Annotated in this window: 10 protein-coding genes; 3 read left to right on the top strand and 7 right to left on the bottom strand. The window is 46.4% G+C overall.

Going from position 1 to position 14,083, the window contains the following annotated elements:
- Positions 1 to 11: 11 nt before the first annotated feature.
- The 7 genes from ST37_RS07460 to xylA all read right to left on the bottom strand — a co-directional run bounded on the left by ST37_RS07460 (position 12) and on the right by xylA (position 10,037).
- Entirely contained in the window at positions 12 to 1,337 is a 1,326-nt protein-coding gene (locus ST37_RS07460; RefSeq protein ID WP_084885257.1) for a TolC family protein, read from the bottom strand.
- A gap of 149 nt (positions 1,338 to 1,486) precedes the next feature.
- Positions 1,487 to 1,945: a hypothetical protein gene (locus ST37_RS07455; RefSeq protein WP_084885069.1), complete on the bottom strand. Its 459-nt coding sequence runs from the start codon at positions 1,943 to 1,945 to the stop codon at positions 1,487 to 1,489.
- A gap of 454 nt (positions 1,946 to 2,399) precedes the next feature.
- A complete protein-coding gene (gene tkt, locus ST37_RS07450; protein ID WP_084885068.1) occupies positions 2,400 to 4,394 on the bottom strand; it encodes a transketolase in 1,995 nt (664 codons plus the stop codon).
- Between the two features lie 132 nt (positions 4,395 to 4,526).
- Positions 4,527 to 5,477, bottom strand: coding sequence for a transaldolase (gene tal / locus ST37_RS07445; RefSeq protein WP_084885255.1), 951 nt, complete (start codon positions 5,475 to 5,477; stop codon positions 4,527 to 4,529).
- Between the two features lie 176 nt (positions 5,478 to 5,653).
- Positions 5,654 to 6,724, bottom strand: a complete 1,071-nt coding sequence (locus tag ST37_RS07440) for a glycoside hydrolase family 43 protein (RefSeq protein WP_084885066.1) — start codon at positions 6,722 to 6,724, stop codon at positions 5,654 to 5,656.
- A 41-nt stretch (positions 6,725 to 6,765) separates the two neighbouring features.
- Positions 6,766 to 8,379, bottom strand: coding sequence for a glycoside hydrolase family 43 protein (locus ST37_RS07435; protein WP_084885064.1), 1,614 nt, complete (start codon positions 8,377 to 8,379; stop codon positions 6,766 to 6,768).
- A 338-nt stretch (positions 8,380 to 8,717) separates the two neighbouring features.
- Positions 8,718 to 10,037 carry a xylose isomerase gene (xylA, locus tag ST37_RS07430; protein ID WP_084885058.1) on the bottom strand — a complete coding sequence of 440 codons (1,320 nt, stop codon included), beginning with the start codon at positions 10,035 to 10,037 and terminating at the stop codon, positions 8,718 to 8,720.
- Positions 10,038 to 10,587: 550 nt separating this feature from the next.
- Between xylA and ugpC (ST37_RS07425) the strand changes: the two genes are divergently transcribed.
- The 3 genes from ugpC (ST37_RS07425) to ST37_RS07415 all read left to right on the top strand — a co-directional run bounded on the left by ugpC (ST37_RS07425) (position 10,588) and on the right by ST37_RS07415 (position 14,040).
- Positions 10,588 to 11,664, top strand: coding sequence for a sn-glycerol-3-phosphate ABC transporter ATP-binding protein UgpC (ugpC, locus tag ST37_RS07425; RefSeq protein ID WP_084885056.1), 1,077 nt, complete (start codon positions 10,588 to 10,590; stop codon positions 11,662 to 11,664).
- A gap of 67 nt (positions 11,665 to 11,731) precedes the next feature.
- Positions 11,732 to 12,778 carry a sn-glycerol-3-phosphate ABC transporter ATP-binding protein UgpC gene (ugpC, locus tag ST37_RS07420; RefSeq protein ID WP_084885055.1) on the top strand — a complete coding sequence of 349 codons (1,047 nt, stop codon included), beginning with the start codon at positions 11,732 to 11,734 and terminating at the stop codon, positions 12,776 to 12,778.
- A gap of 11 nt (positions 12,779 to 12,789) precedes the next feature.
- Positions 12,790 to 14,040, top strand: coding sequence for an extracellular solute-binding protein (locus tag ST37_RS07415; RefSeq protein WP_084885053.1), 1,251 nt, complete (start codon positions 12,790 to 12,792; stop codon positions 14,038 to 14,040).
- Positions 14,041 to 14,083: the final 43 nt, after the last annotated feature.

Below are 14,083 nucleotides of genomic sequence, written 5' to 3'. Positions count from 1 at the left end.
TTCCTTAATTATTATTGTTGTTGTGGGTAGGTATGAACCGGTGTGTCCACTTGATACTCAAAGCCACCCAAGAGCGAGGCAAGCTTGCTATAGGTTTGGTGAAGGTCGGTTTTAAGGCGTATAAGCTCTATGTTTAGCGCTAACTCATCGCTCGCCGCCGTAATAACGTCGCCAAACTGAGCTGTGTTGTTTTGATAGCCGCGCTCAACAGCTTCAATGCGCGCTTGGGCTTGAGGGAGCAACCTTTGCTCAAAACGCTCAATACGCTCTAGTAGATTCACTTTGTCCGCCATCAGCGCATTCACTTGCGCATTCATTTGCGAAAGCCAAGCGTCTTTTTGATACTGGGATGCACCGACTTGATATTGAGCTGAGTTCAGGCTTTTGTCCTGACGGTTATCTGTGAATAAAGGGATATCCAAAGTCAAATAGGCACTCAGCAAATCTGAGGCCGGTTCGCCACGCATGTTGTCGGCTTGCCTGTAGGCGTACATCACTTCAACGCCAAACTGAGGAGTATAAGCCTGCTCTGCCAATTCAACCTGAGTGCGGTTGGCCGAAATGGTCGCATCTGCCATACGTGCCATGGGGTGTTGATTGAGTAAGGAGTAAAACTGCGTATCACTGGTGTGATCGCTGACAATTGAGTCTAGTCTTGTCCAGTTGAGCTGATAGCTAGCTTGAGTAGAAATTCCCGAGTTAAGCCACTGGGAACCCAACCATTCAGAGAGCTGAGCAACAATACGACTTTGCATTTGACGGTTAGACTGAAGCTTCTCGTCCAACTTATCGACTTTGAGTTGAGCGTTTAATAGATCCTGCGCTTCACTATTACCGATGGAGTAATTGGTCTGCACAAAGTTTTCAAGCTCAACCATGAGTTGTTGGTTTTGCTTAATTACCTTTGCACTTTGCTGCAAATAGCCAAGCTCGAGCCACAGTTGGGTCACGCTATTGGCAATGTCACGTTCGCGTGCTTGGATATTGAACGCTACACCATCAGCTTGCTGATTTGCCTTGCGATGGTTGAGGTCCAAAGTCGCTCCACGCTCAAACTGCTGCATAATGCCAACCGATATGTTGGTCATGGGATCTTCGTCAAACTTAAAAGAGTCAACAGGCAGCCCGCCAAAGCCTACTTTTAGCTTAGGGTCCATTAACGTGCTTGTTGCTACCGCCGTTTCTCGCATGGCCGCAGACTGTGCGGCAAACTGCGAACGACTGGTGTCATTAGTAAGGGCTGACTCAATTAGAGAGTTGAGCTGTAGCGTAGCTTGAGCAATATCTTCCGACAAGCTTACTTGCGCAGCGATAGTTATGGAGGGTAGAGCAGACATCGCTACAGCTACACTCAGGCTTAGGGTTTTTACAGTCCCCAAGCGGATTAATTCAATGTTCACAATGTGTATCCAGATTTAGGAATTGGACGTAACTCAAGCGTAGCCATTGGCTATAAAACTTGAGGGGTTACATTTGAGGTATTGAATTAAATGGAGGGCGGACGAAGAAGGCTTTGGATTCGAGCCACTGTCACACCGATCTTATCGCTGTGATACAAAGCGAGTGACGACGAGCTTGCGCTTAAATCACGTCCACTGTCGGTCGGGTATGAGGCACTAGAGCATATTTGGGTGCAGCAGTTATCGATACCGCCACTGGAGTCTCCACAATGCTCCAAACCATTAGAGCTCTCCTTTTCGAGAAGAGAGGACTTAACCAAAGAGTGGCAATCTACCGCGTCAGAACTGTAGCGTGCAGGTATGTGGTCACTGTGATTACTATTTGCCAGCTCAAGATTTGCATGACTAACATTGTTAGAGACTACTGAGCTAGTTTGAAAGCTGCTCCCAAAAAGCATGTAAGGCGAACTCGAAGCATAGGTCGACATCAACATCGCGAAGATGCTGAACAGCGTAATTCCTATGTTTTTGAGTTTTCGAGTCATTACTTACCTTATACTTGGAACTTGAGTATAAACCTTGGTGTAGGACCTAGGTCAACAGCTAATTGCAAATAGGTTAGACACGCCAGCTCCCAAATGTATAGGTTGTTTCTAGATGTGCTTCGCTTTAAGGTCCTAACCATCTCGGTGCATTGACCATTTACTGAGTGTATGTTTATCCAAATAAACTCTTGTGGGCTTTCCCATTAGGTATAACTTGAAAAACCGATTTGCTCAGAAAGTGAGGAGGCAATCAAACATTAATTAGGGTTACCTCGCAAAATAAAGCCCCAAAGCTTCTAGCCTGAGAGGCTTTGGGGCAGGGCGTATTTGCTATAGTCGGTTCACTTAACCTCTGCCAAGTGATCTGACAGAGGATAAGTGACAAACTTTAATGCATTCTTGCAGCTGGCGATGATTTTTTAGCACTGCACTAAAAGCGACTAATTAGCACCCGTTAAGCTAAAAGTACTTTCGCTTTTTCGACTACATTATCGGAGGTGATATTAAACAGTTTATACAATTCACCCGCTGGAGCAGATTCGCCAAAACTGTTCATGCCAACGATATCGCCTTGCAGTCCCACGTATTTGAACCAATAGTCAGAAATAGCCGCTTCAATCGCAATTCTTCGAGTCACGGCAGCGGGTAATATAGACTCTTTGTATTCGGCTGTTTGGGCATCAAAGCAGTCGGTTGAAGGCATCGAAACGACTCTAACCTTAACGCCCTCTTTAGTTAATCGCGCTGCGGAATCGACAGCAATCTCGACCTCTGAGCCTGTCGCAATGAGGATAAGCTCTGGCGTGCCTTCACAGTCTAGCAATACGTATCCGCCGCGCTCAATATTGGCCAATTGAGCGGCATCTCTTGGTTGCTGAGCAAGGTTTTGGCGCGAGAAAATAAGAGAAGTGGGCGCGGTTTTGCGTTCGATAGCGAGCTTCCAAGCGACCGCCGATTCGACTTGGTCACATGGGCGCCATGTGCTCATGTTCGGGGTCAAACGCAGTGACGCAATTTGCTCAACCGGTTGGTGAGTTGGGCCGTCTTCACCTAAGCCGATGGAGTCATGGGTGTAGACCTGAATGTTCTGAATCTTCATGAGCGCAGCCATTCGCATGGCGTTTCGAGCGTATTCCATAAACATTAAGAACGTTGCGCCGTACGGGATAAAGCCACCATGCAATGCAATACCGTTAATGATGGCCGTCATGCCAAATTCGCGCACCCCGTAATGAAGGTAGTTGCCGCTTGCATCCTCAGACTCTATGGCTTTTGAACCCGACCACATGGTTAAGTTAGACGGGGCGAGATCGGCTGAGCCACCGAGCAGTTCTGGCAGCAACGTACCAAACGCTTCAAGCGCGTTTTGCGAGGCTTTGCGAGAGGCAATATTGGCAGGGTTTGCTTGTAACTGGGCGATTATCTCGCGAGTGAGCTCATCCCACTGTGCAGGGAGTTCGCCGTCGAGTCGTCGTGATAATTCCCTTGCAAGGTCAGGATACTCGGCAGCATACGCTGCAAATTTTTCGTTCCACGCTGCTTCTTTAGCCGCGCCCGCTTCTTTCGCATCCCAGTGTGCGTATACCTGCTGCGGAATTTCAAACGCCTCATGCTCCCAGTTGAGTTGTTGTCTTGTTGCGGCTATTTCTGCCTCGCCTAAAGGGGCGCCGTGACAGTCGTGACTGCCCGATTTATTAGGTGAACCAAACCCGATAATGGTTTTGGTACAAATTAAGGTAGGGCGAGTCGTATCAGCTTTCGCTTGGTGAATCGCTCGATCGATAGCAACAGGATCGTGCCCATCGACATTGGGGATCACTTGCCAGCCATAGGCTTCAAAACGTTTTGGCGTGTCGTCGCTAAACCAACCATCCACTTCGCCATCTATGGAAATGCCATTGTCGTCCCAAAACGCGACCAATTTACCCAGCTTTAATGTCCCAGCCAGTGAGCACACTTCGTGGGAAATGCCTTCCATCAGACATCCGTCACCCATAAATGCATAGGTGTAGTGATCAACAATTGGATGGTGCTCTTGGTTAAACTGTGCTGCTAGGGTTTTCTCAGCAATGGCCATACCCACTGCATTAGCGATGCCTTGTCCCAGTGGGCCTGTGGTTGTTTCTACCCCAGCGGTGTAGCCGTATTCTGGGTGGCCTGGTGTCTTAGAGTGCAGCTGACGAAACTGCTTTAAATCGTCCTTTGAGAGATCGTATCCGCTCAGGTGTAGCAACGAATAGATCAGCATAGAACCGTGTCCATTGGAGAGCACAAAACGATCTCGGTTTGCCCATTTTGGATTGCTTGGGCTGTGGTTTAGGTGGTCTCGCCAAAGAACCTCGGCAATATCGGCCATCCCCATGGGTGCACCTGGGTGGCCAGATTGTGCTTGTTGTACGCCATCCATGCTTAAAGCGCGAATGGCGTTGGCTAGAGTTTTACGTTCCATATCAAATCTCACGAAAGTAGTTTGGAATATACCCATCGAAGTAATTAACGGGTTAGAAAATTGCGCCGGTTGGTATTATTTATCTTGTTTGAATTGAGTCACTAGTAAGTGGCTTTAGCGTTAGTCGTTGTATTACAGTCGCGCCTCAATCATGGTTTCAAGCTTGCCTTGGTCGATGGCGAAATTTCGAATGCCCTCAGCCAGTTTTTCCACCGCCATTGGGTCCTGATGATGATCCCACAAAAATTGCGCGTGTGTCAGTGGCTCAACCGCTTGTTGAGCAGGTTGCTCGCTGGTTAATTTGGCCTCAACAACGACCGAGCTATGCTCTAGCTGTTGCAGTAGGGCAGGGCTTATCGTCAGTCGGTCACAACCCGCAAGCTCTAAAACTTCACCGGTGTTTCTAAAACTGGCACCCATCACAACGGTGTTGTAGCCAAGTGACTTGTAGTAGCGATAAATAGTGCTCACAGAAAGCACACCAGGGTCTTCTGAGGCTTCAAAGTCACGGTTTTCTTTGGCTTTGTACCAGTCCATGATCCGGCCAACAAAAGGCGAGATCAGGTAAACACCGGCTTCAGCACAAGCGCGCGCTTGTGCAAACGAAAACAGCAGCGTCAAATTGCAGTTAATGCCTTCTTTTTCTAGCACTTCTGCGGCGCGAATGCCTTCCCAAGTGGCGGCAAGCTTGATTAAGATTCGTTCTTTACCAATGCCTTGCTCTTGGTAAAGCGAAATAATGTGACGGGCTTTGGCAATGCTTGCGTTGGTGTCATACGACAATCTAGCGTCAACTTCTGTCGAAATCCTGCCAGGTATGGTGGTTAAAATTTCGCAGCCAATTCGTACGGCTAAATAATCGCAAGCCGCTTCCACTTGCTCAGACGGTTGAGTGTGCTTCTTTTTAGCGTACTCAACGGCGCTCGTGATCAATGGTTGGTAATTGTCGAGTTTGGCGGCATTCAAAATCAGAGAGGGATTGGTTGTAGCATCTTCAGGCTGATACTGTTTTATCGCTTCTATGTCACCCGTGTCGGCAACAACGGTGGTGAACTGGCGTAACTGTTCAAGAGTATTCATGATTTTCCTTTTATCTGAAATCAGCAATTAATTGGAATCCTATGAATATAATATGAGAATATTATTTGGCTTCAATTATGAAAGATTGTTTTTATATTCTGTTTTTTTAATATGATAAATAATTACAGATAATATAAAAACACCACTTAAATAAAGTGGTGTTTTATGCAGAAATACAATTACAAATAAGGTTTGATAGTATTAATAGTTCCGTCATCGTTGTGGGTGAGTTCGGCCATCTTAATACTGCGTAAATGTGTTTGTCCGCCAGATAACGAGCTGTCATGGTAAAACAGGTACCACTTATCCTCGAACTCCACCACCGAGTGGTGGGTCGTCCAGCCTAATACGGGTTCGAGTATGACACCGCGATAGGTAAAAGGTCCGTAGGGTGAGGCACTGGTTGCGTACACAATTTTGTGAGTATCACCGGTTGAGTACGAAAAATAGTACAACCCATTATGCTTGTGCATCCATGGACCTTCAAAATAACGTCGCTCAGTATCTTTGGCGAGCAGCAAATTGCCCTGTTCATCAAGGATTTGAACTTCTTTTACTGGCTCTGCAAGATCCGTCATGTTGTCCGCCAATTTTGCCATTTGTGGAAGCAGCGCAGGCTCTTCATCGCTTGGGTAAACGTCTTCACCAAACTCACCATTACGCCAATTTTGTAGTTGTCCGCCCCAGATGCCACCGAAGTAGAGGTAGTAACTGCCATCGTCGTCTTCAAATACAGCAGGATCAATACTGAACGTTCCTTCGATGTGCGTTTCCTCGGCAACAAATGGACCGTAAGGTGAATCAGAAACGGCTACACCGATGTAGAAAACATCTTTTGCGTCTTTAGCGGGAAAGTAGAGGTAGTATTTGCCGTCTTTTTGCGCGGCATCGGGTGCCCACATTTGTCTCTCGGCCCAAGGGACATCTTTTACATCAAGCGCTGGCCCGTGATCTGTAGTCTCACCAAAAGGCTGCTCCATTGAAAACACATGGTAATCGCGCATATCGAAGTGATCGCCACTGTCATTAAGAGGTTGATCGGTTTCAATATCGTGAGACGGATAGATATAGATCTTTCCATCAAAAACGTGGGCAGACGGGTCTGCGGTATACATGTGTTTGACCAGCGGTTCAGACAATGGCTTGAGCGAACTTGCTCGCGCGAGATCTTGTGCAACGACGCGCTCTGCGTCACTTACGTTTTGCTCAGTAGAATCGACAGGCTCTTGGGTAACAGAAGATTGTGTCATGAAATACTCTCTAAAATGGCTAAGTTAAATTTGTGCAAAGGTTATTGTTTCGGTTCGACGTAACGAAAATAATCAAAATCGGCGTGTAGGTTTTGCCCTGTTAAATCACACGCAAATAGGGCAGCAAATGGGCCTGTAAAACGGAAAATATCGGGCCCACCTTCGTCAGACAAGTAAATGCTATTTAATGGTGGTCCAATGGCTAACCAGCTTTGTCCATCGAGGGAATAAGAAAACTGATACCACTGCTTATCCAGATCCAAACGCAGGTGCACGGTGGCGTTGTCTTCAACAACTATTTCCTCACTGTACTCTCGGTATTGATCATTAATATTACCCACTACCTGCAGTATTGATTCACCTTGATTATTGGCGCTCTGCTTCAGGAAGTAGTGGCCATTACGTGAGTAATAGGCGACTAATCCAGCCATTTGCATGGGAACAGAGGGAGAAAAATCCATCGAGGTTTCAATGCGCGCATAGTGCGATTGAATGCGTCGTGCCACTAAGCTGTTTTGATAGCGAGAGGCTAAATAGTGGCGACCTTTCAGTCGCAAATACCCCGGCCGCTCAATTAAGCTGCCCCAATCGGTCATAGGTTCGCGAAGTGTTTGAAAGTGAAGGTTGAGCGTATTCGTTTCAAAATGATCGGTTTCCGGCTGCTGTGGCCAAGGCGCAGCAGGTAGGTCAGGGGCTTCAACTTCAACCAAAGGTACTTTGCCTGTTGTGACATAGGGCCAACCATCGTGCCAATGTGCTTTTTGAAGCGCTGACTCTCGCCCAAGTACCGAATAGGCGTTGTCATAGCTTGGCATATACTGATAGCCCTCTGGATTGGGTACAGGGCGTCCACATAGGTGACTGAGATACCATTCTTGGTCTTGCGTCTCGACTAAAAAGCCGTGCCCTGCACGTTGTAATGGTGCCCCTTCTTGGAATCGTGAGGTTAAAATAGGGTTGTCAGGGTGAACCTCGTAAGGACCCAATAGTTCTTTTGAGCGTGCTACAGTGACCGCATGATCTCTTGAGGTACCACCTTCTGCCGTAATGAGATAGTAATAACCGTCTTTTTTGAGCATTTGTGGTCCCTCGGTGCAACCAAGGTGCGTACCAGCAAATATATTGTGCGCTTTGCCTACTAGAGCATTTGTTTTTGGATCAAACTCCTGAAGCATGATGCCACCAAAGAAATTGGTGTTTGCACGGCCATCCCACATCATATTAAGAACGTATTTTTTGCCGTCATCATCGTGAAAGAGTGACGGATCAAAGCCATAGTTTCCAATGGGCACTGGATCGCTCCAGGGACCTTCAATGTTGTCTGCGGTAACCAAAAATGACGGAGTCGCCATCCAGGTCCCGCCACGGCAAGAGTGCACATTGGAAAAACAGAGCCAAAATTTGTTGTCAGAAAAAGTGAGGGCGGGAGCATACACGCCCTCAGAGTTGTCCATACCTGTCATACATAGTTGGGGGGTACGTGTTAAGGCATGTCCGATTAAACGCCAATGGGCCAAATCTTTAGAGTGGTGCAGTTGCACACCCGGAAACCATTCAAAGGTCGAGGTGGCGATGTAGTAATCATCTCCAACGCGTACGATGGATGGATCGGGATTAAAACCACGAATGACAGGATTAGTAATAACCTTTGACATAACACTCTCTATATAGATTGAACGCCTAATGGCAACTATGGAACAAAAGGAAAGCAGCCCCTACGTAAGCCCAAGCCATTGCTGCTATAAAAGAACCTACTTTTGCCTGTATGAGGGTTCATCATGGACAAAAATAAACACTAGTGACTTGGGTGACATCACAGGGCGAGCGCATGAGTGTGCAAAAACCGCACAATTCGGTGTATGACTTCCACAAAGCGCCGTGAAATCATCCCTGATGGCTCCAACACGGCGTCCATGCCGTGTAGGTTTGCTCCAGTCACACACCAAATTGTGCTAATAAACGTTCATGATATGGCCCTGGGTGACATCACAGCTTATTTATAAATAAAGCCGTTAACGATGTTTTCTAGTGCTTCTTGACGACCAGAAACTGGTTTTGGTGACAGGTTGTTATCCAGTGCAAAGTTTGCCACTTGCTCAAGGCTCATATCACCGGCCAAGATTTTCTTACCTAAGTCTTCGTTCCAGCCAGCGTAGCGCTGTGCGATGTTCTTAGATAGTACGTCATTTTCAATCATTTCTGCTGCGCGGATCAGTGAGATAGCCATGGTGTCCATGCCACCAATATGGCCGTGGAAAAAATCAGCCAGATCTGTTGAAGGACGACGAACGCGTGCATCAAAGTTAAAGCCACCGGTTGTAAAACCACCTGCTTTAAGGATTTCGTACATCACGAGTGTGTTCTCTTCTACGCTATTCGGGAACTGATCTGTGTCCCAACCTAACTGAGCATCACCGCGGTTTGCATCGATTGAACCAAAGATCCCTAGCGATGTTGCGGTGGCTACTTCGTGGTGGAAACTATGACCTGCGAGGGTTGCGTGGTTTGCTTCAATGTTGACTTTAACTTCGTTCTCTAAGCCAAATTGCTTCAAGAAACCAAAGACTGTGGCAGTGTCGTAGTCATACTGATGCTTCGTTGGTTCTTGTGGCTTAGGTTCGATCAAAATAGAACCGTTAAAGCCAATTTTGTGTTTGTGTTCAACAACCATACGCAAGAAGCGGCCAAGCTGTTCGCGCTCTTGACGTAAGTCTGTATTGAGTAATGTTTCGTAGCCTTCACGACCGCCCCAAAGTACGTAGTTTTCACCGCCAAGACGCTTGGTTGCGCCCATTGCATTGAAGACTTGAGTTGCAGCATACGCAAACACTTCTGGATTTGGGTTGGTAGATGCACCAGCCATGTAGCGTGGGTTAGAGAATGCGTTTGCCGTACCCCACAGTAGCTTCACGCCTGTTTCTTCTTGCTTACGCTCGAGAACGTCAACCATCTGTGCAAAGTTGTTTACGTACTCCTTAAGAGAGTTACCTTCGTGAGCAACATCGGTGTCGTGGAAGCAGTAGTAAGGCACATTCAGCTTTTCGAAAAATTCGAATGCGGCATTTGCTTTAACAAGGTAAGCCTCTTTCGGGTCACTCACTTTGAGCCACTCGTGATCAAACGTACCATCACCGAAGATGTCGGCGCCAGCCCAGCGGAAGTTGTGCCAGTAACAAGCAGCAAAACGTAAATGCTCCTTCATGGATTTACCAAGAATAACGCGCTCTGGATCGTAATGTTTAAACGCAAGTGGATTTGAAGACTCACTGCCTTCAAATTGGATTTTTGAAATGTTTTTGAAGAATTCAGTCATGAGTGAATATTCCAAGTTTAGGTTAAGTTTCGGTCGCTATTGATAATTAACCGAAATCTCTCACTCAGCAATTATGAAATTTCACAGTAAATTACCACTATTTATTTTATGTGCGCCAACTCTCAAAAACAAGCCGAACTATCTCAATCTCCCACCTGTTAATTTTTCTAAGTTATTGTTTTTCATTGTTTTGAATTTGGTTTGGGAGATCTTGCTCACGCAAAGAAAAATTCATAAAAAGCAAAACACTTTACGTAATTTTAATTTTTTGATTAGTAATTAGCCTTATGTAGGAAAGGCAGAGGCGAATAGAGTTAGACATTTAAATAAGTATTGATATCTATTAAATCTAAAAGTAATTATCCATATAGAAATGAATAATTGTGAGCTTGATTCGTGTTGTTACCCCAATTTAATTGCATCAACGTGATCTGTTTCTCAATCAATAAATCTATGAAATGAGTAGACAAAAAACATAATTGAGCACGAACGAAAAGTAATAAATTATAAAGCGGTACACAGCGTACAGTATTTATCGACAAGGTGAGACATGGCAACTGTAGAGTTTAGAAACGTAGACAAAATCTACCCAGGTAATGCGCATATCGTTAAAGATTTTAACCTGGATATTAAAGACGGTGAGTTTGTGGTTTTTCTTGGGCCATCGGGCTGCGGCAAGTCGACCACCCTACGCATGCTTTCCGGTTTGGAGGAGATCTCCAACGGTGAAATCAGAATTAATGGAGAGGTGGTTAACCAAGTTAATCCAAAAGATCGCAATATCGCCATGGTATTTCAAAGCTATGCGTTATATCCGCATATGACTGTGTTCGATAACATCGGTTTTTCACTCAAAATGGCAGGCAAATCAAAGCAAGAAATTAATGATGAAGTCCGTCGCGTTTCAGATATGTTGCAACTTACCCCATTACTCGAGCGCAAACCAAGAGCGTTATCCGGTGGACAGCGTCAGCGTGTGGCGATGGGTCGAGCGATGGTTCGCACACCCGAAGTCTTCTTGTTTGATGAGCCGCTCTCCAACCTAGATGCAAAGCTGCGCAATGTAATGCGACACGAAATTAAAGAGCTGCATCGTAAACACAAGAAAACCACCGTTTATGTAACCCACGATCAGATTGAAGCGATGACGCTCGCCGACAAGGTGGTGATCCTTCGCGATGGGATCATCGAGCAGGTGGGTACACCCGAAGAGATCTACCATCAGCCCGCCAATAAGTTTGTTGCAGGGTTTATTGGTAGCCCAACCATGAACCAAATTCCTGCTCATATACAGTGTGATGACGGCGTTGTAGAGGTCAGTTTTGAGCAAAATACCTTGTCTATATCGGCGACAGATCACCAGGTGTTAACAGCCTGTACGGGGACTGTAGGCATCAGACCTAGCGACATCCATTTGCACAATTTTAACGGCGCAGTCTCGATTGAATTGTTTGTCGAAGATACAGAGCTACTAGGGACAACCATTCAGATAAATGCGCATGTTGGAAAGACTCAAGTTGTTATTGAAACCAGTTCAGATCAAGACGTTGAAGCGGGCAAGATGATGACTTTTTACATCGACCAACGCCGAATCCATCTATTCGATGAGCAAGGCGAAACTCTTTAGAACTTAACTTTTTCGTGTCAAAGCGTTGGATTGGCTTTGGCACCTGCAACAACAAAAGGTGGCGACAGTGGCATCGGTAGTATTTAGCAATCTTCAAAAAAGCTATGGCAAGACGGAAGTCGTTAAAAACATCAATTTGGAAGTGGAGCATGGTGAGTTTGTCGTGTTATTGGGGCCGTCTGGCTGTGGTAAATCTACGACGTTGCGCATGCTTGCTGGTTTAGAAGAAATCAGCGGTGGCGAAATATTCATCGACGACGAAATGGTGAACGATCTCCATCCCATTGAGCGCAATATCGCCATGGTATTTCAAAGCTACGCGCTCTATCCGCACATGACCGTGGCAGAGAACATCGGTTTTAGCCTTGAAAACACCAAGGTGAAAAAGGCAGAGCGTAAAAAAATGGTTGCGGAAGTGGCTGAAACTCTTGAGTTAACCCCGTTACTTGACCGTAAACCCAAAGATCTTTCTGGTGGTCAAAGACAGCGAGTGGCTATGGGACGCGCGATGGTAAGAACGCCAGAAGTGTTCTTGTTTGACGAACCTCTATCTAACCTCGACGCCAAGCTACGTGGGCAGATGCGCCGCGAAATTCGTGCCTTGCATCAACGTGTCGAAACTACGGTGATTTACGTCACCCACGACCAAGTTGAAGCGATGACGCTTGCCGACAAAATCGTGATTTTAAACGGTGGTGTGATTGAGCAAGTGGGCACGCCAAAAGAGATCTTTGAGCAGCCAAAAACAGAGTTTGTGGCGCGATTTATTGGCACACCCGAAATCAATATGTTCGACACCTTAACCAGCGAAATTAAAAGCTGCTTCCCAGAGCACTCTTTGGATAAAGAGATCTCTGTTGTGGGCATTAGGCCGCAAATGTTTTCTCTAAATGCAGACGATGTAAACCCTACTCATCGCTGTGAAATGGTGGTGGAAGTCACCGGAACTGAGGTACTAGGTTCGGTGATCCATCTTAGCTGTTTATTTAGAAGCAAAAAGGTATTGGTAGAAATTCCTTATACCGAAGATAAGCCTGTCGGTGCAATCAGCCTGTTCTTTGATAAGAGCAGAGTGCATTACTTCGACAGCAACAACAACGTGACCCTACAATAAAAGGACGTAAAATGAAAAACTCGAAACTCAGCTTACTCTCTTTGTCTATTGCAACTTTGTTTGCAGGACAAGCGATGGCACAAACGGAAATTACTGTCGCTTCGTTCCCAAACTTTAACCAAGTCGCAGAAAAAGCCATCCCTATGTTTGAGGCCAAGTACCCAGACATCAAAGTGAACTTAGTCACGCTGGCTTACTCTGACCACCACAATGCAATGACTACCGCTCTGGCGACGGGCGCAAACTTGCCGGACGTTATGGGTATCGAATACGCCTATACAGGCCGCTTTGTCGAATCCGGTGGTTTGGAAGATCTTAACGCGCCACAGTACGGCGCTGGCAAGTTCACCGATCGTTTAGTGCCTTACTCTGTACAGCAAGGTACAAGCTCAAAAGGTGTACTATCTGGTATTCCTGCCGATATCGGCCCTGGTGCTACTTTCTACCGCGCCGACATACTTGAAGCCGCAGGTGTGACTGAAGAAGATCTATTAAAAGATTGGGACTCGTTTATTGAAGCAGGCGTTAAAGTTAAAGAGAAAACTGGCAACTACATGCTGGCCAATGCACAAGACATTCTCGATATTTACATTCGTTCGGATCTTAAGCCAGGTGAAGGAGTCTACTTTGATACTGAACACAACATTTTGGTGAATTCACCTCGATTTAAAGAAGCATTCCGTTTGGCGAAACAAGCGCGTGAAGCAGGCATTGATGCAGAAATCGGCGCATGGTCAAACGAATGGTCTGAAGGTTTACGTCGCGGCACTATCGCCTCACAAATGATGGGCGCTTGGTTAGGCGGACACCTTCAAGATTGGATCGCACCGGACGACGGTGGTAAGTGGCGTACTGCTCAACTGCCAAATGGTTCGTTTGCAAGTTGGGGTGGCTCGTTCTATGGCATTCCTAAAAAAGCCGACAACAAAGAAGCTGCGTGGAAGTTTATTGAGTTCATGGCAACGTCTAACGAAGTTCAGATCATGGGCTTTAAAGAGATCAATGCTTTCCCAGCGCTTGTTGAAACCCACGATGACGCCTTCTTTAATGAAGAGCTTGCTTACCTTGGCGGACAAAAAGCACGTCTAGGCTGGCGTACTGCCTCTGAAAACATCCCTGCTGTACCAGTAGATCGCTACGACGAAGTTGCTCGTCAGGTGGTGGCTGATTCTCTAGAGAAAGTGCTAGAAAACGGCGCAGACATCGATGCCACATTGGCCGATGCAGAGAAGCAAATCAAACGTCGCGCACGTCGTCGTTAATCCCAAAACGGGTTAGGGGCAACCCTAACCCGACTTTGACAGT

The organism is Vibrio sp. qd031, from assembly GCF_002100145.1.
In the GTDB taxonomy this organism is placed as follows: domain Bacteria; phylum Pseudomonadota; class Gammaproteobacteria; order Enterobacterales; family Vibrionaceae; genus Vibrio.
Note: the sequence above shows the minus strand (reverse complement) of the source record. Positions and strands in the feature narration are given on the sequence as shown.

Coding starts and splice junctions, on each gene's coding strand:
- ST37_RS07460 (WP_084885257.1), bottom strand. CDS start 1,337: ATGTCTGCTCTACCCTCCATAACTATCGCTGCGCAAGTAAGCTTGTCG.
- ST37_RS07440 (WP_084885066.1), bottom strand. CDS start 6,724: ATGACACAATCTTCTGTTACCCAAGAGCCTGTCGATTCTACTGAGCAA.
- xylA (WP_084885058.1), bottom strand. CDS start 10,037: ATGACTGAATTCTTCAAAAACATTTCAAAAATCCAATTTGAAGGCAGT.
- tkt (WP_084885068.1), bottom strand. CDS start 4,394: ATGGAACGTAAAACTCTAGCCAACGCCATTCGCGCTTTAAGCATGGAT.
- ugpC (WP_084885056.1), top strand. CDS start 10,588: ATGGCAACTGTAGAGTTTAGAAACGTAGACAAAATCTACCCAGGTAAT.
- ST37_RS07415 (WP_084885053.1), top strand. CDS start 12,790: ATGAAAAACTCGAAACTCAGCTTACTCTCTTTGTCTATTGCAACTTTG.
- ST37_RS07455 (WP_084885069.1), bottom strand. CDS start 1,945: ATGACTCGAAAACTCAAAAACATAGGAATTACGCTGTTCAGCATCTTC.
- ST37_RS07435 (WP_084885064.1), bottom strand. CDS start 8,379: ATGTCAAAGGTTATTACTAATCCTGTCATTCGTGGTTTTAATCCCGAT.